The sequence below is a fragment of the Streptomyces sp. NPDC023157 genome, from assembly GCF_055560575.1.
In genome coordinates, this window is sequence record NZ_JBVHIL010000001.1 from 668006 (window position 1) to 692145 (window position 24140).

20 protein-coding genes and 1 pseudogene are annotated in these 24140 nt (G+C 74.5%); 13 read left to right on the plus strand and 8 right to left on the minus strand.

Annotation, left to right across the window (positions count from 1 at the left end; all coding sequences use genetic code 11):
- Nucleotides 1–59: 59 nt before the first annotated feature.
- Nucleotides 60–2495 carry a beta-glucosidase gene (locus tag ACZ3ZE_RS03165; protein WP_467257141.1) on the minus strand — a complete coding sequence of 812 codons (2436 nt, stop codon included), beginning with the start codon at nt 2493–2495 and terminating at the stop codon, nt 60–62.
- A gap of 151 nt (nt 2496–2646) precedes the next feature.
- Between ACZ3ZE_RS03165 and ACZ3ZE_RS03170 the strand changes: the two genes are divergently transcribed.
- Both ACZ3ZE_RS03170 and ACZ3ZE_RS03175 read left to right on the plus strand, forming a co-directional pair.
- Entirely contained in the window at nt 2647–3225 is a 579-nt protein-coding gene (locus ACZ3ZE_RS03170) for a TetR/AcrR family transcriptional regulator (protein ID WP_361163470.1), read from the plus strand.
- A 78-nt stretch (nt 3226–3303) separates the two neighbouring features.
- A pseudogene (locus tag ACZ3ZE_RS03175) lies at nt 3304–4284 on the plus strand (pyroglutamyl-peptidase I); the annotation flags it as partial.
- Here ACZ3ZE_RS03175 and ACZ3ZE_RS03180 read toward each other — a convergent pair.
- Nucleotides 4285–5130, minus strand: a complete 846-nt coding sequence (locus ACZ3ZE_RS03180; protein WP_467257142.1) for an NAD(P)-dependent oxidoreductase — start codon at nt 5128–5130, stop codon at nt 4285–4287.
- A 49-nt stretch (nt 5131–5179) separates the two neighbouring features.
- On the opposite strand from ACZ3ZE_RS03180, the gene ACZ3ZE_RS03185 reads away from it, so the two are divergent.
- Together ACZ3ZE_RS03185 and ACZ3ZE_RS03190 are read left to right on the plus strand one after the other, a co-directional pair.
- The gene (locus ACZ3ZE_RS03185; RefSeq protein ID WP_442303843.1) at nt 5180–6148 is read left to right on the plus strand and encodes a LysR family transcriptional regulator; all 969 of its coding nucleotides are present in this window, start codon (nt 5180–5182) and stop codon (nt 6146–6148) included.
- A 52-nt stretch (nt 6149–6200) separates the two neighbouring features.
- Nucleotides 6201–6923, plus strand: coding sequence for a carbon-nitrogen hydrolase family protein (locus tag ACZ3ZE_RS03190; protein WP_361163466.1), 723 nt, complete (start codon nt 6201–6203; stop codon nt 6921–6923).
- A gap of 194 nt (nt 6924–7117) precedes the next feature.
- On the opposite strand, the gene ACZ3ZE_RS03195 is transcribed toward ACZ3ZE_RS03190, so the two are convergent.
- A complete protein-coding gene (locus ACZ3ZE_RS03195) occupies nt 7118–8572 on the minus strand; it encodes a M4 family metallopeptidase (protein ID WP_467257144.1) in 1455 nt (484 codons plus the stop codon).
- Nucleotides 8573–8730: 158 nt separating this feature from the next.
- On the opposite strand from ACZ3ZE_RS03195, the gene ACZ3ZE_RS03200 reads away from it, so the two are divergent.
- Nucleotides 8731–9705: a LysR family transcriptional regulator gene (locus tag ACZ3ZE_RS03200; RefSeq protein WP_361163462.1), complete on the plus strand. Its 975-nt coding sequence runs from the start codon at nt 8731–8733 to the stop codon at nt 9703–9705.
- 102 nt (nt 9706–9807) lie between these two features.
- Here the strand turns inward: ACZ3ZE_RS03200 and ACZ3ZE_RS03205 are convergent, their stop codons facing one another.
- Nucleotides 9808–10611 (minus strand): EI24 domain-containing protein, encoded by an 804-nt coding sequence (locus ACZ3ZE_RS03205; RefSeq protein WP_361163460.1) that lies wholly within the window; start codon nt 10609–10611, stop codon nt 9808–9810.
- Between the two features lie 108 nt (nt 10612–10719).
- Between ACZ3ZE_RS03205 and ACZ3ZE_RS03210 the strand changes: the two genes are divergently transcribed.
- Nucleotides 10720–13230 (plus strand): M14 family zinc carboxypeptidase, encoded by a 2511-nt coding sequence (locus tag ACZ3ZE_RS03210; RefSeq protein ID WP_467257145.1) that lies wholly within the window; start codon nt 10720–10722, stop codon nt 13228–13230.
- 79 nt (nt 13231–13309) lie between these two features.
- Here ACZ3ZE_RS03210 and ACZ3ZE_RS03215 read toward each other — a convergent pair whose 3' ends face one another.
- Nucleotides 13310–13732, minus strand: coding sequence for an organic hydroperoxide resistance protein (locus ACZ3ZE_RS03215; protein WP_329420347.1), 423 nt, complete (start codon nt 13730–13732; stop codon nt 13310–13312).
- A 63-nt stretch (nt 13733–13795) separates the two neighbouring features.
- A complete protein-coding gene (locus tag ACZ3ZE_RS03220; protein ID WP_361163455.1) occupies nt 13796–14815 on the minus strand; it encodes an NADP-dependent oxidoreductase in 1020 nt (339 codons plus the stop codon).
- 89 nt (nt 14816–14904) lie between these two features.
- Between ACZ3ZE_RS03220 and ACZ3ZE_RS03225 the strand changes: the two genes are divergently transcribed.
- Nucleotides 14905–15333, plus strand: a complete 429-nt coding sequence (locus ACZ3ZE_RS03225) for a MarR family winged helix-turn-helix transcriptional regulator (RefSeq protein WP_361163453.1) — start codon at nt 14905–14907, stop codon at nt 15331–15333.
- Between the two features lie 32 nt (nt 15334–15365).
- On the opposite strand, the gene ACZ3ZE_RS03230 is transcribed toward ACZ3ZE_RS03225, so the two are convergent.
- A complete protein-coding gene (locus ACZ3ZE_RS03230) occupies nt 15366–16238 on the minus strand; it encodes an SCO2400 family protein (RefSeq protein ID WP_467257147.1) in 873 nt (290 codons plus the stop codon).
- A 122-nt stretch (nt 16239–16360) separates the two neighbouring features.
- On the opposite strand from ACZ3ZE_RS03230, the gene ACZ3ZE_RS03235 reads away from it, so the two are divergent.
- From ACZ3ZE_RS03235 to ACZ3ZE_RS03260, 6 genes are all read left to right on the plus strand, one after another.
- Entirely contained in the window at nt 16361–16933 is a 573-nt protein-coding gene (locus tag ACZ3ZE_RS03235; protein ID WP_467257149.1) for a hypothetical protein, read from the plus strand.
- 147 nt (nt 16934–17080) lie between these two features.
- Nucleotides 17081–18124, plus strand: coding sequence for a rod shape-determining protein (gene mreB, locus ACZ3ZE_RS03240; RefSeq protein WP_361163447.1), 1044 nt, complete (start codon nt 17081–17083; stop codon nt 18122–18124).
- 34 nt (nt 18125–18158) lie between these two features.
- Entirely contained in the window at nt 18159–19613 is a 1455-nt protein-coding gene (locus ACZ3ZE_RS03245) for a sensor histidine kinase (RefSeq protein ID WP_363291220.1), read from the plus strand.
- A gap of 103 nt (nt 19614–19716) precedes the next feature.
- Complete coding sequence (locus tag ACZ3ZE_RS03250; protein ID WP_361164674.1) at nt 19717–20901, plus strand: MFS transporter; 1185 nt, start codon at nt 19717–19719, stop codon at nt 20899–20901.
- A 20-nt stretch (nt 20902–20921) separates the two neighbouring features.
- Nucleotides 20922–22421: an acyl-CoA synthetase gene (locus ACZ3ZE_RS03255; RefSeq protein WP_363291219.1), complete on the plus strand. Its 1500-nt coding sequence runs from the start codon at nt 20922–20924 to the stop codon at nt 22419–22421.
- Nucleotides 22414–23781, plus strand: a complete 1368-nt coding sequence (locus ACZ3ZE_RS03260; RefSeq protein WP_361163442.1) for a carboxyl transferase domain-containing protein — start codon at nt 22414–22416, stop codon at nt 23779–23781. The genes ACZ3ZE_RS03255 and ACZ3ZE_RS03260 overlap by 8 nt, the downstream gene beginning before the upstream one ends.
- 123 nt (nt 23782–23904) lie before the next feature.
- On the opposite strand, the gene ACZ3ZE_RS03265 is transcribed toward ACZ3ZE_RS03260, so the two are convergent.
- Complete coding sequence (locus ACZ3ZE_RS03265; RefSeq protein WP_361163440.1) at nt 23905–24087, minus strand: hypothetical protein; 183 nt, start codon at nt 24085–24087, stop codon at nt 23905–23907.
- Between the last annotated feature and the right edge of the window lie 53 nt (nt 24088–24140).

Here is a 24140-nt window from a genome sequence, read left to right on the forward strand (position 1 = left end):
GTGGGCCCCGGGGCGGGAGTCAGGTTCCGTCCCGGGGCCGGTCACAGGGACCGCGGAGGTCAGAGCTCCAGGGTCGCGGTCAGGCGGGCGTCGGCCAGCGAGTGCGCGGCGAGCACCTCGTATCGGCCGGTGACGAGGGTCCAGTCGTTCCGCTGCTCGTCCCAGATCTCGAAGGCGCGGCGCGGCAGTTCGACGGTCGTCTCGACGGTCTCGCCCGGGGCGGCCTCGACGCTCGCGAAGGCGGCCAGCCAGCGGGCCGGGCGCTCCACGGTGTCGGTGACGGGCGCGAGGTAGAGCTGGACGGTCTCGCGGCCGGTGCGCTCACCGGTGTTGGTGAGGCGGACGGTGGCGCTGTCCGGGGTGACGGTGAGGGATTCGTACGTCCAGGTGGTGTAGCCGAGGCCGTGACCGAAGGGGTACGCGGGGGTGGCGCCGGCCTTGTCCCAGGCGCGGTAGCCGATGAACACGCCTTCCTCGTAGTGGAGTTCGCCGTCGGTAGGGGTGACCTCGGTGACGGGTACGTCGGCCAGGGCGACGGGCCAGGTGGTGGGGAGCCGGCCGCCGGGCTCCTCGGCGCCGGTGAGGACGTCGGCGAGCGCGGCGCCGCCCTCCTGGCCGGGGAACCAGCTGAGCAGGACCGCGGCGACCTCCTCGCGCCAGGGCATCTCGACCGGGGAGCCGGCGTTGACGACGACCACGGTGTTCGGGTTGGCGGCGGCGACGGCCCGGACGAGGTCGTCCTGGCGGCCGGGGAGGGCGAGGTCCTTGCGGTCGAAGCCCTCGGACTCGACGCGCTCGGTGGTGGCGACGACCACGACGGCGGTGTCGGCGGCGCGGGCCGCCTCGACGGCTTCGGCGATCAGTTCGTCGGGGTCACGGCGCGGACCGAGGTGGACGAAGGAGAACATGACGGCCGGGAGCGGGGCCGCGAACTCCTTCTCCAGGGTGTGCAGCAGGGACACCTCGACGGTCTCGCCGGCGGTGAGGACGACCCGGCCGCGCTCGACGGGCGAGCCGAAGAAGGCCTCGAAGGGGTCGGTTTCGGGGCCCATGGACTGGACGCCGTCGAAGAGGGCCTCCCCGGCGACGGTGAGGACGAAGGCGCCGAGGCCGCGGGTGCCGAAGGAGTGCTCGCCGGTCTCGCGGGGCGTGAAGCTGCCGATGACCTCGATGGAGGCGAGGGCCTCGTGGGTGACGCCGGCCGGGAGGTCATCGCCGATCCACTGGACCTGGCCGTTGGGCAGGGTGCCCTCGCCGAGGACGGTGCCGTCGGCGTCGCGGCAGACCGCGCGGAGGGTGAAGCCCTGGTCGGCGGGGGCGAGTTCCTCGCTGGGGTCGGCGCCGACGGAGAAGGTGAGCGCGCCCTCGGGGAGCGCGGCGGTGAGGCCGTCGAGCGGGGAGACGGTGTGGTCGGGGAAGACCTGGGCCGAGCCGCCGCCGAGGACGCGGGCGTCGCGGGCGGCGGCGCCGGAGAGGGCGACGCTGCCGGGCCTGAGCGGCAGGGCGCCGTTCTCGTTGCGGACGAGGACGAAGCCGCGGCGGGCGATCTCGCGGGCGAGGGCGTCGCCGTCGATCGCGGCGGGCGGCTCGGTGACGACGGCCGGGGCGCCTTCGAGGGCGCCGACGCGGGCGGCGAGCCGCAGCACGTTGCGGACGGCGGCGTCGACGGCGGACTCCTCGACGTCGCCGGTGCGCACGGCGGCGGCGAGCGCCTCGCCGTAGACGGTGTGCGGGCCGGGCATGGCGACGTCGAGGCCGCCCTCGATGTCGCCCTTGGTGTCGCGGGCGGCCATCCAGTCGGAGACGTTGTAGCCGTCGAAGCCCCACTCGCCGCGCAGGACCTCGTTGACGAGGTGGCGGTGCTCGGTCATCGTCGTGCCGTTGACCCGGTTGTAGGCGGTCATGATGCCCCAGGGGTGGGCGTTCCTGACGATGGCCTCGAAGGGCGCGAGGTAGAGCTCGCGGAGCGGGCGCGGGGCGATCTTGTTGTCGACGGTGAAGCGGTCGGTCTCCGCGTCGTTGCCGACGTAGTGCTTGACGGTGGTGCCGACGCCGCCGTCCTGGACGCCCTGGACGTAGCCGGTGCCGATGGCGCCGGTGAGGTACGGGTCCTCGCTGTACGCCTCGAAGTGGCGTCCGCCGAGGGGCGTGCGGTGCAGGTTGACGGTGGGCGCGAGGAGGACGTGGACGCCCTTGCGGCGGGCCTCCTGGGCGAGCAGCCGGCCGGCCCGCCGGGCGAGCGCCGGGTCCCAGGTGGCGGCGAGCGCGGTCGGGGAGGGCAGGGCGACGGACGGGTCGTCGGCGGTCCAGCGGACGCCGCGGACGCCGATCGGTCCGTCGGACATGACCAGGGAGGCCAGGCCGATCTCGGGCAGTGCCGGGAGGGACCACATGTCCTGACCGGCGAGCAGCCGGGTCTTGGCGTCCAGGTCCAGCTTGGCCAGGGCCGCCTCGACGGCCTCTTCGCGCAGGGTGTCCGCGTTCGTCTCCGGCACGGCCTACCTCCTCGTTGAAGTGCTGATGCCGCCATGGTGACTCGACTACCTGTAGATCGGTAGGTTACGTTAGCATTTCGTTATCAACGGTGGTGTGTACGGCATGCCGTACGGTCCTCCTGTCAGGGACCTACGGAAGGGGGACGGGGCAGTGGCGCGAGCCAGGAGCGAGGAGCGGCGGGCGGAGATCGTCCGCGCCGCACTCGAAGTGATCGCCGAGCGGGGCTACCGGGGCGCCGCCCTCGGCGCGGTCGCCGAGCGGGTCGGGCTCACCCAGCAGGGACTGCTGCACTACTTCCCCACCAAGGAGGCGCTGCTCGTCGCCGTCCTGGAGGAGCGCGACCGCTGGGACACCAGCGGCGGCCGGGAGCGCGAGCGCTGGCGACTCGACCTCATGGAGTCGCTCGTGGAGTACAACGCGATGCGGCCCGGCATCGTGCAGACCTTCTCCGCGCTGCTCGGCGAGAGCGTCACCGAGGACCACCCGGCCCGGGCCTTCTTCACCGAGCGCTACACGCAGGTGCGGGAGAACATGGCCGAGGTCCTGCGCGCCGAGTACGGCGACGAACTCCCCGGCGGGCTCACCCCGGAGCGGGTGGCGCCGCTGCTCACCGCCGTCATGGACGGCCTCCAGTACCAGTGGCTCCTGGACCCGGACGCGGTCGACATGGCGGCGTCCTTCCGCGACTTCCTGGCACTCCTCAAGGAGGACTCGAAGCGGACGGCGTGACGGACACGTGAGGGCGTCGTAGCGGGAGCCGAGGGAGGGAAGCGATACTTCCGGCGGCCCGCCACCGCCGTACGGACGCGCGGCGACCTCACACGGGACGACGACCGGCCGCTGTACTGGGCGCGACTCGCCCTCACCCGCGAACTACGCGGCTGGCAGCCGGAGTTCGGCGTCACCGACGAGGGCCGGGCCCGGCTCCTGGACCGGCTGGAGCGCACCTCGCGCGGCCAGGACACCATCCGCTACCCGGCGGGCAAGGGCGTCAAGCGCATCCTGCTGACCGGCTTCGACCCTCCCCCAGCCTTAGGCCGGGGGGACCCCCATCTCGCTTCGCTCGCGCTCGACCGGGACGTACGGATCAGCAACCCCTCCGGGGCCACCGCGCTCGCCCTGGACGGCACCTGGCTGCGCACCGCCGACGGCTCCCTCGCCCGGATCGAGACGGCCGTCTTCCCGGTGCGCTGGGAGGACTTCGCTGACGGCACGGTCGAACGGACGCTGCGCCAGCACCTGCCCGAGGTCGACCTGTTCACCACGGTGAGCCAGGGCCGCCCCGGCCACTTCGACATCGAGCGCACCAACGGCGCCTGGCGCGGCGGCTTCCCGGACAACGAGAACCTGTCCAGGACCGGCACGGTGCCGGTGGACGATCCGACCGCGCAGCCCCAGTGGACCTCGACGACCCTCCCGTACGCGGCGATCACGGCGGCGGCCACCGGGCGCTTCCCCGTCCGCGACAACACCTCGGTGACCGAGGTCCCGGCCGGGACGGACACCCCCGTGGTCCGTCCCGACGGCCCCACACCGGGCTCGCGGGCCCGTGCGGGCGGCGGCGGGGACTACCTCTCCAACGAGATCGCCTACCGCGCCACCCTGCTGTGCGACCGGCTCGGCCTCACCGGACTGCCCGGCGGCCATGTGCACACACCGGTGCTCCAGTTCGGCGCCGCCAACGCGGACCCGGCGACCGGGACGGTCACCGACCCCGAGTTCGTCCGCAACCGGCTGGACATCATCGCCCAGGTGCGGGCGATCCTGGCGGTGGCCGCCGGCTCCTGATCAGCGGGTGATCGCGGCCAGGTCCTCGCCCGCGAGGGCCGGGTCGCGGGTCAGGGCGGCGTGGACGGCCCCGAGGACCGGCAGCTCCGCCGCCCCGGTCGCCAGGGCCACGTCCTTCGCGGCCAGCGCGACCGGGAAGTGCGAACCGACCGCGCCGCCCCGGGCGACGGCGCCCGCGAGGGGCCCCTCGGCGAGGGTGCGCAGGGCCAGGTCGCGGGGCACACCGAGCGCGTCGGCGAGGGCCAGTGACTCGGCGACCAGGGCGACCCCGCCGATGGCGGCGTTGATGAGGACCAGCTTGAGAGCGGCCCCGGCGCCCGGACCGCCGCACGCGGTGACGGCGCCGAGCAGGCCGAGCAGCTCCGCGACGGGGCCGGTGTCGCCGCCCGCCAGGATCAGCAGCTCGCCCGTCGCCGCCCGGTCGACGCTGCCCATGACCGGCGCGTCGATCAGGGTGACGCCCTCGGGCAGCCGCCCGGCGAGGGTGCGGACGGTGTCGGGGCCGACGGTCGAGGTGTCGACCCAGTACGTGCCGGGGCGCAGCGCCGGGACGATCGCGTCGGCGACGGCGAGCGCGGCGGCCGGGTCGGCCAGCATCGTGACGACGACATCCGCGCCGGCCACCGCCTCGGCGGGCCCGGCGGCCCGCACGGCTCCGGCGGCGACGAGCCCGTCGGCCTTGGCGGGGGTGCGGTTCCAGACGGTCAGGGGGTACCCGGCGTCGAGGAGGCGGCGGGCCATGGGCAGGCCCATGGAGCCGAGGCCGAGGAAGGCGATCTTCTGCCGGGTGGGGGCGGTGCCGACGTCGGTGGCGTCCGGGGTGTCCGGGGTGTCCGTGGTGTTCATGGGCTCGACGCTAGGCGGGGTGCGGGCATGCGACAAGCGAATGTCTAGCATGGCTGCCATGCCTCCCACTCATGGCTTGCCCGGCTTGTACGAGGTGTTCCTCGCCGTCGCCGACCACGGCTCCTTCACCGCCGCCGCCCGCACCCTCGGCTACACCCAGTCCGCCGTCTCCCGCCAGATCCAGGCCCTGGAGGACGAGACGGGCGCCGCCCTGTTCGAGCGGCTGCCGCGCGGGGTGCGGCTCAGCGAGGCCGGCCGGGTGCTGCTGCCGCACGCCGAGGCGGTCCGGGACCGGCTGGCCGTCGCCCGCACCGAACTGGCCGCGCTGCGCACCCTGGACGGCGGGCTGCTGCGGCTCGGCGCCTTCTCCAGCGCGGGCGCCGCCCTCGTCCCCCGGGCGCAGGCCGCCTTCCGGGAGCGGCACCCGGGGGTCGTGGTGACCCGGGTCGAGGGGCCCTCGGTCAAGCACCTGGCGCTCGTCGCCGCCGGGGAGGAGGACCTGGCGGTGGTCAGTCCGGCGGCGGAGGGGCCACCGCCGGAGGGAGTGACGCTCCATCACCTGCTGGACGAGCCGATGCTGGTGGCGCTGGGGCGCGGGCATCCGTACGCGGGCCGGCGGGCGGTGCGGCTCGCGGAGCTGGTCGACGAGGAGTGGATCGTCGGCAACGAGCGCCTGGAGGACACCCTGTTCCGGCCCGCCGTCGCCGCCGGGCTCCGGCCGCGCACGGGGCTCGTCGCCCATGACTGGATCGCCAAGCTGGGCGCGGTCGCCGCGGGCCTCGGCATCACCCTCGTACCGGCGCTCGCGGCGGCCTCGGTGCGGCGGGACGTGGCGCTGGTGACGCTCCATCCGGACGACGCGCCGCAGCGGCGGATCTGCGCGGCGACCCCGCCGACGCCGACGGTCGCGGCGACCGCCTTCCTGGCACTGCTCCGCGAGACGGCGGCGGAACCGGCCTCGGCCTGGGCCCGCGACGAGAGCGACGCTGCCGACGAGACCGGCGGGACCGGCGGCTAATACCCCCAGCCCGCCATTGACCCTTACTGAGGAAGGCGGGATGATGGCGGTCATGATCGTCGCAGCCACCCAGTTCGCCCCGGTCGCCGGGGACGTCGCCGCCAACGTCCGTACCGTCGCCGGACTCGTCCGCGCCGCCGGGGCCGAGGGGGCCAGGGTCGTCGTCTTCGCCGAGCTGGCCCTGACCGGTTACGAGCCGAGCCTGATCCGGGACACCCCCGGCCTGGTCCTCAGCGAGGACGACCCGCGCCTCGACCCCGTACGGGAGGCCTGCCGGGAGGTGTCGGCGGCGGCCGTCGTCAACGGGCCGGTGCGCACGGCCTCGGGGCGGCCGGCCATCACCACGCTGGTGATCGGCCCGGACGGCTCGCTCCTCACCCGCTACGACAAGCGGCACCTGTACGGGGTGGAGGCGGAGGTCTTCGCGCCGGGCACCGCCGACGGGCGGTTCGCGCTCGACGGCGTCCGGTTCGCGACCGCCACCTGCTACGACAACCGCTTCCCGGAACTCGCCGAGCGGGCCGCCGCGGACGACTGCGCGGTCTATCTGGCGAGTTCGGTGCTCGGCGCGGACAACGACTCGTTCGAGACGGTCTATCCGGCGCGGGCCCGGGACTTCGGCCTGTACGTGGTCCTGGGCAATGTGCTCGGCGCCAACGAGGACGGGATCGGTGCCGGACTCGCCGGGGCCTGGGCCCCGGACGGACGCCGGATCGCCGACGCGGGCGGCGAGAAGCCGGGGTACGCGCTGGCGGAGGTGCCGGACGGCCGGTGACGGGTGACGCCGGGCGGCCGGTGACGGGGTGGTACCGGACAGCCGGTGACGGGGTGGTGCCGGGGGGCCGGTGACGCGGACGGGGCGCCGGCGTCCCGTACGCGGAAGTGCCGGACGGCCGGTGGGTGTGCCCACGGCCGTCCGGCGGGGGAAGCCGCCGCGGAACCCCCGGTCCGCGACGGCGCCCCTGCCCCTTACGGGGCGCTCAGACCCAGCGTGTACGCGCCGGAGCCGCTGTAGGCGTGGACCACATAGCGGTAGTAGCCCGCGGTGCCGTAGTACGAGGTGTCCTCATCGGCGCCGGCCGTGCCGCCGACCGCGACGTCCGCCCAGGCCGACCCGTTCCACTTCTGCAGGTACAGGTCGAAGTCGGCGCCCGCCGGGCCGCGCAGGCAGCCCACGTGGGTGCCGGCGGTGGCCGAGGTCAACTGGGTGTAGCAGTTGGGGTCGTTGCTCACCAGCGAGGGGTTGTACATGTTCCGGATCGGCTTGCCGTCGCCGAAGAAGTTGACCTTCTCGCCGACCGTGTAGTCCGGGGTGTCGTTCGGGTTGTTGGCGTAGTGCTCGGTGAGCGCGCCGAAGATGTCGCCGGTGGACTCGTTCATCCCGCCGTTCTCGTTGGACGAGCCGGAGCTGCCCGGAGTGCGGTCGAAGATCTCGTGGCCGTACTCGTGGGCCACGACGTCGATGGCGGTGAGCTGGTTGGAGCCGGTCTGGGCCCGCCCGTAGGTCGTCTTCGTGCCGTCGTAGTACGCGTTGACCTCGGCGAGTCCGGCGCGGGCCGGGACCATGCCGCCCTGGCCGTTCTGCCCGTTGTAGCCGAACCACTCCTTGAGCATGGAGTGTTCCTTCTGCGCCGCGTACATGATGTCGACGCAGGCGGTCACCAGGTCGTTGGCGCCGCTGTTGCCCCACGGCGAGGAGCCCGTGTAGGCGCTGCCGTTCTGGCCGCCGCACTTGAAGCCGGAGCGGTTCGGGTCGGTCATGGAGCTCGCGGCGGTGTCGATGGTGACGTTGCCGTTGTGGTAGCCGCGCCCGTCGGCGTGCAGGATCTTGTCGGTGGCGCGGGCGACGGCCCCGGTGCGGGCGTCGACGTAGGTGTCGAGCGAGCTGGGCAGGCCCTTGGCGGTGCGGCCGACGACCAGGGTGTGCCAGGTGAGGACCGGCTTGTTCCCCTTGAGCAGCACGGTCAGCTCGGGGGTGCTCGCGCTCTCCACCTCGGCGAGCCGGCCTCGGGCGGTGGCCAGCGCGGCGGCGGAACTCACGGTGGCCTTGGTGGAGAGGCGGATGGCCGGAGCGGGCGCGGAGGTGACGTCACGGACCTTGCCGGCGCTGTCGGAGAGGACCACGGCGTCGCCGCCGGCCACCGGGAGCCCCTTGTAGGTGCGCTGGTAGGCGGCGTAGTAGAGCCCGCCCGCCCAGGGGGTGACGGCGGTGCGGACGAGCTCCTCGTCAGCACCGTGGCGCAGGCCGTCGAGCCCGCTGTCGGCGGCCTTGTCGGCGGCGGCCAGCGCGAGGGACTTGCCGTGCCCGGGCGGTACGGGCTGCGGCGCCGGGGTCACGGCGGAGGCGGTGCTCGCGAGGGTGCCCGCGAGGCTCGCCGTCAGCGCGAGCGCTGCCACGGCCGCCGAGAGTCTGGTGGGTTGCACGACTGCTCCGATCAAGGTGGGGGGGTGACGGTGGGTCGCGCCGAGTATGTGCGTGGACATGGCAAGTCGGGGACATCTCACCGGCCATAAGACCCGCGTTATGGATCGGAGCCGCAGAACCCTGCCGTCCGCCCTCACCCGCTGCGTACGCTGCTGAAATGCAGTTGGAGTTGAGGCATCTCGAAGCCGTCTGCCGGATAGCGGAAGCGGGCAGTCTGGGGCGCGCCGCGGTCCGGCTCGGCGTCTCGCAGCCCGCGCTCTCGGCACAGTTGCGGCGGATCGAACGGGCCGCGGGCGGCGAGCTGTTCTTCCGCGGCCGGCACGGGGTGGACCCCACCCCGCTGGGCGAGTTCGTGCTGTCCAAGGCGCGCCGGGTGCTCGGCGAGATGGACGCGCTCGCGGCCGGCGCCCGGGCCGCCGAACCGCATCCGACGCTACGGATCGGGTGCATCCTGCTGGTCCTGGTGGACGACCTGCTCGGCCGCCTCGACCAGGAGCTGGAGGGCCAGGAGATCGCGGTCAGCGTCGAGCACTCGGTGACCACGCTCAGCCGCCTGCTCGGCGCCGGGCAGTACGACGCCATCGTGTACGGGGAGTGCAACGACCACGAGGTGCCGCTCCCCGAGGGCACGGCGGCCCGCACCCTGATCCCGAAGGAACCGTTCTGCGTGCGCATGTCGGCGGCCCATCCGCTGGCCTCGCGCGAGCGGGTGGACCTCGCGGACCTCGCGGGCGAGACCTGGATGACGCTCGTGGAGGACGACGACGGCGGCCCGGAGGCGCTCGTCGCGGCCTGCCAGAAGGCCGGGTTCACGCCGTCGCTGCGCTACCGGATCGCCGACCGCAAGATGCACTACGACCTGATCGCGGCCGGCCGCGCGATCTCGGTGAGCCAGCCGACGGCGCCCGCGGCCGAGGGCACCGTGCTGCGCCCGCTGGCCGGCGACCCGATCACGGGCCGCATCCGGCTCGCCTGGAACCGGGCCGCCGTCTCGGAGCGCCGGGCGGGGCTGCTGTACCGCGCGGCGGGACTCGCGTACCTGGCGAACGTCCCCAACAACGCCTTCCACCAGACCTGGTGGGAGTCACGGCCGGAGCTGCACCCGGTGCTCGATCCGGGTGGGCCGGACTGACCGCCCGGGCGCCCGCGCAGGGCGCTTCCGCCGGGCGGCGGGCGCGGGCAGCAGGCGCGGGCAGCAGGCGGCGGGCGCGGGAACGGACCCGTCTCGCGCCGCTCAGGCGCCGGAAGCGGCCCCCGTGGCGGGCCGGTGACCGTCGGCCCCGTCGGCGTCCCCGTCGCCCGTCTCGCCGTTCAGGTCGCGGGCCATCAGGGTGGCTCCGGCGACCGCGCCCGGCATGAGCAGGACGGCGACGAAGGGGACGAGGAAGGCGAGGACGAGGGGGACGCCGAAGCCGAGGGCGGCCATCCGACGGCCGCGCAACAGGCCGAGCCGCTCCTTGAGTTCGACCCCACGGCGCTGGAGCGCGACCGCGGTCAGCTCCTCGGTGAGGAAGAAGCCGGAGACGCAGAAGCCGATCGCGGGGACGACCGTCTGGCCGACGACGGGGATGAACCCGGCCGCGAAGAGCAGGACGCCGTAGAACGCCACCCGGACCAGGACCCGCAGGCTGTCGCGGGCCGAGATCCACAGGTCCTTCCAGAGCGGCAGCCCGGACTCGGGCGCGTCGCCGCCCTGGCTGCGGTCGACCTCCTCGGAGAGCGACTCGTAGAAGGGCTGGCCGACCAGGAGCGTGACGGCGGTGAAGGTGATCACGGCGAGGAAGAGGCCGAACGAGAAGACCAGGAAGGTCAGGGTGCCCCGGAGCACGCCCTGCCACGGCGAGCCCCAGTCGTCGGCGAACGGGGTGGCCCAGGCCGTCAGGTCGTCGGCGCCGTAGAAGAGGCCGATGAGCGCCCCCACGTAGAGGACGAAGGTCACCAGCCCCGGCAGCAGCCCGAACCCGAACCACCGTCCGTGCCGGCCGACCCACTTCTGACCTTGCAGCAGGTAACCGAATCCCGCCCCGAAATCGCGCATGGTGATCACCCTAACGGCGGCCGGCCCGACGCCCTCTTGTTGTTCCCGAGTTGAGACGGTAGACCCCTCCGTAATGATCATCGGACCACGTCACGGAGGTTCGCACGCATGGCACGACCCCGTTCCGTTCTGATCACCACGGCCTGCGCAGCGCTCGGCGCGCTGCTCCTCACCTCGCTCCCGGCGAGCGCCGCGCCCCCCGGTCCGGCGGCGGCCCCGGGTCCCCCGACCCGTCCCGTACGGGAGGACGGCGGGCCGGAGTCCGCCGCCGCTCGGCTGCCCCGGGCGCTCGGCGCCCCCGACCTGACCCCGGCGGCGCGCCCGGGCACCGGCTATCCGCGCCGCACGCCGCTGACCGTGCCGCCGGCGGACCCGGCCGACAGGTCGCTCAAGCTGGGGCTCGCCCCGTACCACGCGCTCGCGCCGCGCCTCAACGCCCTCCAGCGGCTCGGCGACCGGGTGAGCGTCGAGGTCGCCGGGCGGTCGGCCGGCGGGCACGAGCTGTACCTGGTCACCGTCACCGCGCCGGAATCCGCCGGGCAGGCCCGCGAGCAGGAGCGGATGCGCGAGCGGATCGAGAACGCGCCCGCCGCTGCCGCCAAGGACCCGCGGATCAAGGCGGCGTACAAGACGCCGGTGTTCTTCAACAACAACATCCACGGCAACGAGTGGGAGGGCACCGACGCGGCCCTGAAGCTGATCGAGGAGCTGGCCACCGCCACCGACCGCAAGACCGCCGGGCTGCTCGCGCGCACCCGGGTCTACCTCAACGTGACGGCCAATCCGGACGGCCGGATCGCCGGCACCCGCGCCAACGCCGACGGCTTCGACCTCAACCGCGACTTCGTCACCGCCTCCCAGCCGGAGGCGCGGGCGATCCGCCGGATCGCCATCGACAAGCAGCCGGCCGTGATGCTCGACCTGCACGGCTACGTCAACGGCACCCTGATCGAGCCCACCACCCCGCCGCACGGCGAGAACTACGAGTACGACCTGTTCCTGAAGAACGCGTACGCCAACGCGCTCGGCATGGAGAAGGCCGTCAACGGGCTCGGCTACACCCCGGCGAAGGACGGCGTGGAGCCGGCGGTCATCCCGTTCCGCGACATGCCGGAGGGCTGGGACGACTGGCCGCCGATCTTCACCCCGCAGTACATGCCCTTCCAGGGCGCGGTGGCCGCGCACACCGTCGAGTTCCCGATGGCGGTGAACAACGAGGAGTACGACACGCTGCCGGTGCCGGAGCTGCGCCGCCGCTCGGCCGTCAACGTGGCCGTCGCGGGCGCGGCGATGCGGGCCACCCTCGACTACACGGACGCGCACCGCGCCTCGGTGCTCGCGGACCAGATCGAGACCTTCCGGCGGGGCGCGGCGGGCGAGCCGCAGCGGCCGGTGTCGGAGAAGACGGTGCCGGGGGTGCCGGGGATCGGCCCGGAGGACGTGTACACGACGTCCTTCCCCCGGGCGTACGTGATCCCGGCGGGCCGCTCCCAGCGGTCGGCGGTCGCGGCGGCGCGGCTCGTGGACCATCTGCTCGCCAACGACGTACGGGTCGGGCGGGCGGCGGACGGCTCGTACGTGGTGGACCTGCGCCAGCCCAAGCGGGGCATCGCGAACGTGATCCTGGCGGACGGCCGGGACATCAGCGCGGACGTGTCGACGATGTACGACATCTCGGGGTGGAGCCTGGGCCTGCTGTGGGGCGCGACGGTACGGAAGGTGGAGCGCGGCCCGGTGCCGGCCGTCGTGCGGCAGGTGCACACGGCGGCGCCGACCGGCTCCGTCGCGCCGTACGGGGACCTGCTGCTGCGGCTCGACGACCCCGAGGAGCTGGCGGCGGTGAACGCGCTGCTCGCGCGGGGGGTCGCGGTGCGCCGCACGGAGAGCGGGGCGGCGGTCGTGCCGGGTGCGGCGCGGAAGGCCGCCCGGGAGCTCGCGGAGCGGTACGGGGTGGTGTTCCGGGCCACGAAGGAGCGGGGCTCGGCGCCGCTGGCCCGTACCCGGGTGGTGGCCTCGGCGTCGGCGGGCGAGCTGTTCGCGCTGCGGGAGATGGGCTTCGCGGTGGTGCCGGTCTCGGCGGAGCGCCTGAACGGGGGCTTCCGCTGGGCGGCCGGTGACGTGCTGTACGTGTCGCGCGGTCTCGACTGGGCCGCGCTGTCCCCGGCGGCCCGGGCGGCGCTGCGGTCGAGCGGGGCGGGCGTGGTCGCCGTCGGGGCGGAGGGTGCCGCGTTCAACGCGGCGGCGGGGCTGCTGAAGGTCACGCCCGTCGCGGGCAACCCGGACGCGAACGGCGTGGTGCGGGTCCGTGCCGCGGGCTCGCCGCTGACCGCGGGCGCTCCGGGGCACGCCTTCGTCTACGCGCCGCTGTGGTTCACGGGGCTGGGGGCGGGGGTGCGGACGGAACTGGCGTACGCGCCGCTCGCGCCGCTGGTCTCGGGCCACTGGCGGGCGGGGGCGGACGGCCGGGGCGGTCCGGCGGACGCGGCCGGGCGGGCCGCGGTGGTGAGCGGCCGGGCCGGATACGGCGCCCCGGTGGTGCTGATCGGCACGGAACCGCTGTTCCGGGACCACCCGAAGGGCTCGTTCGCCCTGGTGGGGCGGGCTCTGCTGAGCCGCTGACCCCCTCGCGGGCACACGTGAGGAGAGGGCCGCACCTCGGTCGGTCGGGGTGCGGCCCCCTCCTAACGGTATCCCGTGATCAGACGGCGAGCTCCACCGTGATGTTGCCGCGGGTCGCCTTGGAGTACGGGCAGACCTGGTGAGCCTTCTCGATCAGGCTCTTCGCGGTCTCGGCATCCACGTTCGGAAGGGTCGCCGAGATCTTCACGATGATGCCGAAGCCCTCGTCGTTCTTGCCGATGCCGACCTCGGCGGTGACCGTCGAGCCGGACACGTCGGCGTTCTCGTTGCGGGCGACGACGCCCAGCGCACCCTGGAAGCAGGCGCTGTACCCGGCGGCGAAGAGCTGCTCGGGGTTGGTGCCGGCTCCGGAGCCGCCCATGGCCTTCGGCGGGTTCACGACGACGTCGAGCTGCCCGTCGTCGGTGGCGACCCGGCCGTCGCGGCCGTTCTCGGCGGTCGCGACGGCGGTGTACAGGACATCGGAGTGCTGGATGGACATGCTGATGTCTTCCTTCTTCGTTCGCCGCGACTCGCGCCCACGATCGCGACGGCTGAGGGAAGACTAGCGGGTCAGCGAGACGATCATCTTTCCGGTGTTCTCGCCGCGGAGCAGGCCGAGGAAGCCGTCCGCGCCGTTCTCGATGCCCTCGACGAAGGTCTCGCCGTACTTCAGCTCGCCGGAGCGCAGCCAGCCGCCGACCTCCTGGACGAACTGCTGCTGCATCCCGTAGTGGTCGCCGACGAGGACGCCCTGGAGGCGCAGCCGCTTGCCGATGATCATGGCCATGTTGCGCGGGCCCGCGACCGGCTCGGTGTCGTTGTACTGCGCGATCATGCCGCAGATGGTGGCGCGGCCGTGCACGTTGAGCGAGGAGATCGCGGCTTCGAGGTGGTCGCCGCCCACGTTGTCGAAGTAGACGTCGATGCCGTCCGGGGCGGCCTCGCGGAGCTGGTCCTTGACCGGGCCGTTCTTGTAGTTGAAGGCGGCGTCGAAGCCGAGCTCCTCGACGAGCCACTTGACCTTCTCGTCGGAGCCGGCCGAGCCGATGACCCGGGAGGCGCCCCTGAGCTTCGCCATCTGGCCGACCTGGCTGCCGACGGCACCGGCCGCGCCGGAGACGAAGACGGCGTCGCCCTCCTTGAAGGAGGCCACGTCGAAGAGGCCGGCGTAGGCGGTGAGGCCGGTCATGCCGAGCACACCGAGGTACGTGGAGAGCGGGGCGAGCTCCGGGTCGACCTTGGTGGCGTGCTGGGCGGGCACCTCGGCGTACTCGCGCCAGCCGAGTCCGTGCAGCACGTGGTCGCCGACGGCGAAGCCCTCCGCGCGGGAGGCGACGACCTCGCCGACCGCGCCGCCGTCCATGGGATGGTCCAGCTTGAACGCGGGAATGTACGACTTCACGTCGTTCATGCGGCCACGCATGTACGGGTCGACGGAGAAGTGCAGGTTGCGCACGAGGATGTGGCCCTCCGCGGGCTCGGCTACCGGGGTCTCGCGCAGGGCGAAGTCCGAGGGCACGGGCCAGCCGTGCGGACGGGAGACGAGGTGCCACTCACGGCTGGACGCGGGCAGTGCGGACATCGGCGGAGCCTCCTAGAAATGTTTCATCAACTGAAACAACCATGCGCCTCAATATTTCATGTTGTCAAGTATCGGAGTACGATGAACCCATGCCCACCACACGCACGGACCCCCTGACGCTGGAAGTCGTGGAGCTCATCGGCACGGTCGTGGCGCGCTACCACGACGAGTACGAGGAGGCCGCCGCCCGGCACGCCCTCACCGGCGCGCAGGCCCGCGTCCTCGGCCTGCTGTCGCTGGAGCCCACGCCCATGCGGAAGATCGCCGAGAAGCTCAAGTGCGAGCCGTCGAACGTGACGGGGATCATCGACCGCCTGGAGTCCCGCGGCCTCGCCGAGCGCCGCCCGGACCCCGCCGACCGCCGGGTCAAGGTGGCCGCACCCACCGAGGAGGGCCGTGACGTCGCCCGCAGGCTGCGCGAGTCGCTGCACTTCGCCCGCGAGCCGCTCGGCGAGCTCACCGAGGTCGAGCGCACCCTGCTCCGCGACCTCCTGAAGCGGATGCTCGGCGCGGCGTAGCCGCGCCCCCGGGCGGCTCCGTCACCGGCTGCCTACACGCACCACCACAGGAAGCGCGTGCAGGTCGGTGTGGGGCTGGGCGACGTGCTGGGCGTGCTGCTCGGCGCGCCCGTCGTCGGGGCGGGGCCGCTCGCCGTGGGCGAGGCGGAGCCCGAGGCCGTGCCGGAGGGGGTGGCCGTCGGGGTCGGGGAGCCGGTGGACGCCCGCGGCGAGGCGCCGGAGCCGTCCCCGGAGCCCGGGCCCGTACCGGTACCGGATCCGGAGCCCGTCCCCGTGCCCGTACCGCCGCCCTGCGCGCCGGAGCCACCGGAACCGCCCGAGCCGTCGGCGCCGCCCGAGGCGCCCGAGGCGTGCCCCGTGGCCGACGGGCTCGCGGAGTCCGGTGCCTCGACCGCGCCGGGGCCCTCGGTCCGCGTGGCGCTCTCCGACGGGGTGAGCGGATCGGGGTCGAGGGAGGTCTCGACGACCTCCTCCTCCTGGACGGCGGTGGCCGCACCGCCCCCGTCGGGCTGCTCCAGGGCGAGCCTCGCCATGCTCAGCGCCCCGGCGGCGAGCACCAGGCCGAGCGTGCCGACCAGGACCGTGCGCCCGCGCCGGGAGCGCGCCCGGCGGCCCCCCTTGGCCGCGGCGGCGCCCCGAGCACCCGTTCCGCCCCTGCCTCCACCCCGCGCGCTCCGGCGCGCGGCAGCGCGCCCCGTGGCGCGCCCCTCGGCGGGGCGCGGCGGCTCCAGGGGGTCGAGCTCGAAGGCGTAGCCGAACTCCGGCTCGGCCGGCGGAGGGAAGTCCGCCGCCGGCGCGGGGACCGGGTGGGGGGCGCGGTACCGCAGCTCCTCGACGGGGGTCCCGCAGCCGGCACAGGCCAGGGCGCCGTTGAGATGCCGTCGGCACTGGTGGCAGTAGTCCATGGCGCCCGCAGGCTATGCGCCCCATGGACACGACAGGTAGCCACAGAGGTGAGGATCCTGTGAGGAAACCGCAGGTCGTCGGCGTGCCGTCGCTAATCTCCCCCTTCGGGCAGGATGGGCGCATGACCCCTGCCGCCCCCTTTGGACCGGCCGAGTTCCAGCTCGTCCTGCTCCGCCGGATGGCCGACCACCAGCCGGGCCTCGTCGAGGACGCGCTGCGCGCGCTCGGCACCACCCCCACCGCGATGCGCGAGGCGAACAAGCGCTGGCAGGCGCGGGCGCACGCCGGGCGCGGACCGGGTGAACTCGACCGCTACCGGGCGGCACTGGGCGAGCCCGAGGCGCGGGGGGCGATCCCGGGCCTCCCCTCCGGGCACGAGGCGTGGGTGTGGCCGGTGCCGCTCTGGCCCGAGCTGCGGTTCACGGTGTGCGCCGGGCCGGGCCGCGCGGTCTGGTCCAGGACCCTGACCAGGGCGCCCGGCGCCCCCGTACCCGAACTGCGCACCGCGGCCGACCTGCTGCCGTGGCGGTGCACGATCGACGAGGTGTACCGGGCGTTCCGGGACGCGCGGGCCCGCGAGCAGGTCCCTCCGGCGCTCACCCGGATGGACTTCACCCTGCCCGACGGCTCGGCGTGCGCCGCCGAGTTCGCCTGGGGGCTGTTCCAGCGACCGCTGCCGCCCGTGAAGCCCTGACCCGAGCCTGACGTTCCGTCAGTGATTTTCCACCCCCGGGCGGCGCAGCCCAACGCGCGCCCCGGCCGGGGCGGCAGCACGATGCGAACAGGACCGCGCTCCGCGCACCGCCTCGCCCGTGCCAGCACCGCACTCCGGAGGAACGCCGTGACCGTCAGCCTTGAGCAGCTGCGCCGCTGCCATGTCGCCGTCGACCTGGGAGCAGCCCGCACCCGGGTCTTCGTCAAGGGCGCCGGACTCGTCGTCGACGAGCCGTCCGTCGCCGCCGTGAACACCCGCACCGGCGCCCTCATCGCCGTCGGCGCCCTCGCCGAGAAGATGACCGGCCGCACCCCCGACTACATCCGGGTGGTCCGCCCCGTCTCCGGCGGCACCGTCGTCGACATCGAGATGGCCCAGCGGATGCTCCGTCACCTGCTGGGCGACAAGCTCCGCCGCCAGCTGCGCCGCAAGCCCCGGCTGCGCGCCGCGGCCTGCACCCCGCACGACAGCGACCCGCTCGCCCAGCGCGCCGCCGTGGAGACCCTGGTCGGCCTGGGCGCCCGCCGGGTCGAACTGGTCGACACCCTGATCGCGGCGGCCGTGGGCTGCGGACTCCCGGTGGAGCAGCCGACCGCGACCATGATCATGGTGTGCGGGGCGGCCACCACCCAGGTCGCGGTGCTCTCGCTCGGCGCGATCGTCACCGCCGAGCGCGTCCCCGTCGGCGGCGACGCCATCGACCACGCGATCATCCAGCACCTGCGTCACCAGCACGAGCTGATGCTGCCCAGCCAGTCGGTCCGCCCGCTGCAAGTGGCCCTGCACGGCAACGGCCTGACGCTCCAGGGCCCCACCTACACGGAGATCCACGGCCGGGACGTGGCCACCGGCCTCGCCCGCTCGGTGACCGTCGACACCGCCGCCGTCCGGGAAGCCATCCAGACCCCGCTGACCGCCGTCCTCGACGTCATCGGCAAGGTGCTCCGCGACTGCCCGCCCGACCTGGTGGCCGACCTGGCGGACCGCGGCATCATGATGGTCGGCGGCAGCGCCCTGCTGCCGGGCCTCGACCAGATGCTGCGCGAGGCCACCGGGATGCCGGTGCACATCGCCGAGCGGCCCGACGTCTGCGCGGTGCTGGGCCTGGGCGCGATGCTGGAGGGCAAGATCCAGCCGCTGGTGCTCGCCCCCCTGTCCGAAAGCGAATAGCCGGCGGTTGGGTGTTTTGTACGACAATGACACCATGTCGATCATGGACGAGAACGGGCACGACGACGGGCCCGAGGACGCCTCCCCCGTCCCCCGGCTGCCCCTGCTCCTCGAAGCCGTCCTCGGCGTCGGCAGCGAGCTCGAACTGCGGGCCACCCTCCAGCACCTCGTGGAGACCGCGACCCAGCTGACCGGGGCCCGCCACGGGGCGCTCGGGGTCGTCGACCCCGAGCGCCGGACCGTCACCGAGCTGTTCACCTCCGGCATGACGGAGGAGCAGCGGAGCCGGATCGACCCGTTCCCCGAAGGGCACCCCGGCACGAGCTCCTTCCTCGGCGTGCCCATCCGGGTCCACACCGAGGTGTTCGGCAACCTCTACCTCGCCGAGAAACGCGAGGGCTCCTTCACCGAGGAGGACCACAGCCTGCTGCGCGTCCTCGCCTCCCAGGCCGGCATCGCCATCGGCAACGCCCGGCTGTACGAGACGGCCCGGCAGCGCGAGCGGTGGATCGAGGGCGCCGCCGCCGTCACCACGGCCCTGCTCGCCGGCGAACCGGCCGAGAACGCCCTGATGACCGTCGCCGAGCGGGCCAGGCTGCTCGCCGACGCCGCCGCCGGCGTGGTGCTCCAGCCCACCGAGGAGGGCGGCATGGAGATCGTCGCCGCCTCCACCACCGGCGACCCCGGCGACCTGGTCGGCACCACGATCGCCCCCGGCGCCCCCGTCCTGGTCCAGCTGCTCGGCGGCGAGCCCGTCTTCATCGAGGACTCGGCCACCGACCCCCGGATGACCACCCCCGTCCGCAGCCGCTTCGGGCCCTCGATGATGCTGCCGTTGCAGAGCGGCGGGCAGCTCATCGGCACCCTCGCCCTGCCCCGGCTGCCCGGCGGCCGCCCGTACACGGCCGTGGACCGGCTGCTCGCCGCCCAGTTCGCCTCCCAGGCGGCCCTCGCCCTGGTCCTCGCCGACGCCCAGCACAACCGGGAGCGGCTCGCCGTCTACGAGGACCGCGACCGGATCGCCCGCGACCTGCACGACCTGGTCGTCCAGCGGCTCTTCGCCACCGAGATGATGCTGGAGTCGACCCGGCGCCGGGCGGGCGACTCCTCCGACGAGGACGCGCTCCTCGGGCGGGCGGTCGACGAGCTGGACTCCACGATCCAGGAGGTCCGCACGACGATCTTCGCCCTCCAGCAGCCGCCGGCCGACGCGCCGGCCTCGTTCCGCGGCCGGGTGCTGCGGGAGACCGGCGGCGCGGCGGCGCTGCTCGGCTTCCAGCCGTCCGTGCACTTCTCCGGCGCCGTCGACACCCTCGCCGAGGAGACCTCCGCCGACCGGCTGCTCGCCGCCCTGCGCGGCGCGCTCGCCGCCGCGCACCGCCGCCCCGGCGTCGGGGCGGTGACCGTCGAGGTGACGGCCGGCGAGGACGGGCTGCGGCTGCGCGTCGAGGACGACGGCACCCCGCCGACGACGGTGGACTGGCCCTGACCCGTACGGCCCAGTCCCGCGCGCACCGCCCCCGGCCCGGATCTTGACTGAGGGCGTGGACACCGAAGCGAAGATCCCCGCGGCCGCCTACCGCAACCTCGCCATGGCGACCATCGGCTTCACACTCACCTTCTGGGCCTGGAACCTGATCGCCCCGCTCGCCGGCTGGTACGGCGACCGGCTCGCGCTCAGCTCCTTCCAGCAGTCGCTGCTCGTCGCCGTCCCCGTGCTCGTCGGCTCGCTGGGCCGGATCCCGGCCGGGGCGCTCACCGACCGGTACGGCGCGAGGAAGATGTTCCCGCTGGCCGCGGCGCTCACCATCGTGCCCGTCCTGCTGCTGACCGTCGTCAAGGACTCGTACGGTCTGATGCTGGTCGTCGGCTTCCTGCTGGGGCTCGGCGGCACCACGTTCGCGATCGGTGTCCCGCTGGTCAACTCCTGGTTCCCGCCGGCCAAGCGCGGCTTCGCCCTCGGGGTCTTCGGCATGGGCATGGGCGGCGTGGCGCTGTCCGGCTACTTCACCCCGCGGATCGCGAAGCACGGCGAGAACCTGCCCTTCTTCGTGGTGGCGATCGCCCTCGCCGTGTACGCCGTGCTCGCCGCCGTGCTCATCACCGACCGCCCGGACCGGCCGGTCCCCGCCGCCTCCCTCTCCCACCGGCTCGGCCAGGCGGGCCGGCTGCGGGTCACCTGGGAGCTGTCGGCGCTGTACGCGATCGGCTTCGGCGGCATCGTCGCGTTCGGCGTCTACCTGCCGACGTACCTGAAGACCTGGTACGAGCTCGACCCGACCGACGCGGGCACCAAGGCCGCCGGATTCGCCGCGGTCACCGTCGTGTTCCGGCCGCTCGGCGGCTGGCTCTCGGACCGCGTGCACCCGGCCCTGGTGACGGCCGTCGCGCTCGGCGTCGTCGCGCTCCTGGCGATCGTGCAGGCCTTCGACCCGCCCCTGAACCCCGGCGGCACCACCGCCCTGCTCATCATGGCCGCGGGCCTCGGCACCGCGAGCGGCTCCGTCTTCGCCCTGGTCTCCCAGGTCACCCCGCAGTCCCAGGTCGGCAGCGTCACCGGCATCGTCGGCGCGATGGGCGGCCTCGGCGGCTTCGTCCCGCCGCTGGTCATGGGCGCCATCTACAGCGCCAAGGGCTCGTACTCGATCGGCTTCATGCTCCTGTCCGACCTGGCCCTCGCGGGCTGCGTCTACGCGTACGGGCGGATGCGCAACGTCCGGCCCGAGGACGCCGACCCGCGGGCCGAGGTGAGCAAGGTCGCAGCGCGCCACCCCTGACACCTGGGCAGAATGCCCCCATGAGCGCCCTGTTCCCCGCCCTGGAGGCCGGATCCGGCCGGACCGCCCTGCGCTTCGGCGCGGACACCCTGACGTACGAGGAGCTGGCGCGCGCCGCCGGGCACCTCGCGGTACGGATCCGGGGCGCCGGGCGCGTCGCGGTCTGGGCCACGCCCACCGCGGAGACCGCCGTCGGCGTGGTCGCCGCGCTCCTCGCCGGAGTACCGGCCGTCCCGGTCAACCCGCGCACCGGACAGCGGGAACTCGCCCACATCGTCGGCGACAGCACCCCGGGCGCGGTCCTGGCCGCGCCGGCCGACGCCCTCCCCGGGCCGCTCGCGGAGCTGCCCCGCGTCGACGTGCGCCTCGGCGTACGGGCCGCCGACGGGGCTCGCGCCGAGGCCCCACAGGACGCCGGAAGCTCCCGGGACGCCGGGGCCCCGCAGGACCCCGAGGCCCCCGCCCTGATCGTCTACACCTCCGGGACGACCGGCCCGCCCAAGGGCGTCGTGCTCTCCCGGCGGGCGATCGCCGCCTCCCTCGACGCCCTGGAGGAGGCCTGGCGGTGGACCGGCGAGGACGTGCTCGTGCACGCCCTGCCGCTGTTCCACGTCCACGGGCTGATCCTCGGGATCCTCGGCCCGCTGCGGCGCGGCGGCGAGGTGCGGCACCTGGGCGCCTTCTCCGTCGAGGGGGTCGCGAAGGAACTCGGCGACGGCGGCGGCACGATGCTGTTCGGCGTCCCCACCATGTACCACCGGATCGCCGAGGCGCTCCCCCACGACCCCGCGCTGGTCCGGGCGCTGACCGGCGCCCGGCTCCTGGTCTCCGGCTCGGCGGCGCTGCCCGTACGCGACCACGAGCGGATCACGGCGGCGACCGGCCGGACGGTGATCGAGCGGTACGGCATGACCGAGACCCTCATGAACACCTCGATCCCCGTCGGCCCCGGCCCGCGCCCCGGCTCGGTCGGACTGCCGCTGCGCGGGGTCGGGCTGCGCCTGGTGGAGGAGGACGGCTCGGTCCTCGACGCCCACGACGGGGAGACCGTCGGGGAGATCCAGGTGAAGGGCCCGAACCTGTTCAGCGCCTATCTCAACCGCCCGGACGCGACGGCGGCGGCCTTCGCCGACGGCGGCTGGTTCCGCACCGGGGACATGGCGGTACGGGAGGCCGACGGGTACGTCCGGATCGTCGGCCGCAAGGCGACCGACCTCATCAAGAGCGGCGGCTACAAGATCGGCGCGGGCGAGATCGAGAACGCCCTGCTCGACCACCCCGAGGTGCGCGAGGCGGCCGTCACCGGCGCACCCGACCCGGACCTCGGCGAACGGATCGTGGCCTGGGTGGTCCCCACCGACCCGGCCCGGCCCCCCGCGCCCGACGCCCTCGCCGCCCACGTCGCCGCCCTCCTCGCCCCGCACAAGCGGCCCCGCGAGGTCCGCTACCTGGCGGAGCTGCCCCGCAACGACCTGGGCAAGATCCTCAAGAAGGCGCTGCCGGGGACGCCCGATGCGTGAGCGGCTCTCCGCGCGGGAGGCCGTCGCCCTGGTCGCGGAGGAGTTCACGCCCGACGCCGCGCCCCCGGGGCCGCAGCCGCCCGACGGGCCGGTCGCCTGGAGCGGCTACGACGCGTCGCGCGCCCGCGCCGCCGAACGCACCGGCGCCGACGAGTCCGTCCTGTACGGCACGGCGACCGTCGGCGGCCGCCCCTGCGTGCTGGTCGTCTTCGAGTTCGGCTTCCTCGGTGGCTCGCTCGGGCGGGCGGCCGGGGACCGGCTGGTCGCCGCGTACCGGACGGCGGCCGAGCGGCGCCTGCCGCTGGTCTCGCTCGTCGCGACCGGCGGCAGCCGCATGCAGGAGGGCATGGTCGCCCTCGCCCAGCTCCAGCGCGTGGCCGCCGCCGCGGTCCGCCTCCGGGCGGCGGGCGTCGCCCATGTGACCGTGCTGCGCGACCCGTCGACCGGCGGCGGCTGGGCCACGGTCGGCGCGGGCGCCGACGTCGTCCTGGCGCTGCCCGCCGCGCAGGTCGCCTTCGCCGGCTCCCGGGTGCGCCCGGCGGACGCCGACCCGTCCGCGTACACGGCGGAGGGGCAGTACGCGTACGGCCACGTCGACGCGCTCGTCCCGCCCGAGCGGCTGCGGGAGACCGTCGCCCTGTGGCTGCGGCTGCTCGGCCCGGACGCCGCGGCCGACAGCGCCGGGCCGCCGGCCCCCGCTCCCCCGCCGTACGCCCTCGGCCCGCTCGATCCGCCCGCCGGCGGCTGGGACGCGGTGCGGCGGGCCCGGGCGGCGGAACGGCCGCGCGCCGGGGCGTACCTGGACCGGTACTTCGAGGTGCGGGCGCCCATCCGCGGCGACCGGGCCGGGGGTGTAGACCCGGGCGTGGAGTGCGGTTTCGGCGTGCACGAGGGGCGGGTCGTGGCGTACGCGGCGCAGGACGGCGGGGCGACCCGGCCGGCCGGGTTCCGGACCGTGGCGCGGCTGGTGCGGCTCGCGGGGCGGCTCGGCGTCCCCGTCCTCACCCTGATCGACACGCCCGGCGCCGCCAACGACGCCGCCGCCGAGCGGGCGGGCGCGGGCCCGGCCATCGCGGACGCGTTCACGGCCCTCGCGGAGGCCCGTACCCCCGTCACCTCGCTCCTCGTCGGCGAGGGCGGATCGGGGGGCGCGCTGGCGCTCGCGGCCCCCGACAACACCTGGGCCGCGCCCGGCGGCTACTTCTCCGTCATCGCCCCCGAGCTCGCCGCGCAGATCCTGAAGCGCCCGCCGGACCGCGTCCCCGAGACGGCGGACCAGCTGCGGCTGCGCCCCCAGGACCTGGTGGAGCTCGGCGTGGTGCGCGGGATCGTCGGAGCGGATCCCGGGCGGGACGACTGACGGGGACCTGGGGCCGGTCCCGGGCTGGATCCGAGTCGGGGTTCCGGACTGGATCCGAGTCGGGGGCCCCGGCGGCACGAAGCCCCCTCGGGGAGAGGGGGCTTCGTGGTGGTCCGGCGCCGGTCAGCCGCCGATGCTGACGTCACCCGCACACACGCTGAAGTCACCACAGACGACGACCGTGTTGTCCACCACGACGATGTCGATGTCCTCGCCGTACTCAGGCCCGGTGTGGGCGAGGGCGGTTCCGGAACCGACCAGAACGGCGGCGGCGGCCAGCGTGACGGTGGCAATGATCCTGCGCATGAATACCTCCTGGAAGAGCCGAGTTGCTCACGTCGGAGCCTCGCCGTGGCATA

Coding starts and splice junctions, on each gene's coding strand:
- ACZ3ZE_RS03235 (WP_467257149.1), top strand. CDS start 16,361: ATGACCCCTGCCGCCCCCTTTGGACCGGCCGAGTTCCAGCTCGTCCTG.
- ACZ3ZE_RS03250 (WP_361164674.1), top strand. CDS start 19,717: ATGGCGACCATCGGCTTCACACTCACCTTCTGGGCCTGGAACCTGATC.
- ACZ3ZE_RS03220 (WP_361163455.1), bottom strand. CDS start 14,815: ATGTCCGCACTGCCCGCGTCCAGCCGTGAGTGGCACCTCGTCTCCCGT.
- ACZ3ZE_RS03215 (WP_329420347.1), bottom strand. CDS start 13,732: ATGTCCATCCAGCACTCCGATGTCCTGTACACCGCCGTCGCGACCGCC.
- ACZ3ZE_RS03205 (WP_361163460.1), bottom strand. CDS start 10,611: ATGCGCGATTTCGGGGCGGGATTCGGTTACCTGCTGCAAGGTCAGAAG.
- ACZ3ZE_RS03185 (WP_442303843.1), top strand. CDS start 5,180: ATGGCTGCCATGCCTCCCACTCATGGCTTGCCCGGCTTGTACGAGGTG.
- ACZ3ZE_RS03260 (WP_361163442.1), top strand. CDS start 22,414: ATGCGTGAGCGGCTCTCCGCGCGGGAGGCCGTCGCCCTGGTCGCGGAG.
- ACZ3ZE_RS03225 (WP_361163453.1), top strand. CDS start 14,905: ATGCCCACCACACGCACGGACCCCCTGACGCTGGAAGTCGTGGAGCTC.
- ACZ3ZE_RS03230 (WP_467257147.1), bottom strand. CDS start 16,238: ATGGACTACTGCCACCAGTGCCGACGGCATCTCAACGGCGCCCTGGCC.
- ACZ3ZE_RS03265 (WP_361163440.1), bottom strand. CDS start 24,087: ATGCGCAGGATCATTGCCACCGTCACGCTGGCCGCCGCCGCCGTTCTG.
- ACZ3ZE_RS03245 (WP_363291220.1), top strand. CDS start 18,159: ATGTCGATCATGGACGAGAACGGGCACGACGACGGGCCCGAGGACGCC.
- ACZ3ZE_RS03190 (WP_361163466.1), top strand. CDS start 6,201: ATGATCGTCGCAGCCACCCAGTTCGCCCCGGTCGCCGGGGACGTCGCC.
- ACZ3ZE_RS03200 (WP_361163462.1), top strand. CDS start 8,731: ATGCAGTTGGAGTTGAGGCATCTCGAAGCCGTCTGCCGGATAGCGGAA.
- ACZ3ZE_RS03210 (WP_467257145.1), top strand. CDS start 10,720: ATGGCACGACCCCGTTCCGTTCTGATCACCACGGCCTGCGCAGCGCTC.
- ACZ3ZE_RS03255 (WP_363291219.1), top strand. CDS start 20,922: ATGAGCGCCCTGTTCCCCGCCCTGGAGGCCGGATCCGGCCGGACCGCC.
- ACZ3ZE_RS03180 (WP_467257142.1), bottom strand. CDS start 5,130: ATGAACACCACGGACACCCCGGACACCCCGGACGCCACCGACGTCGGC.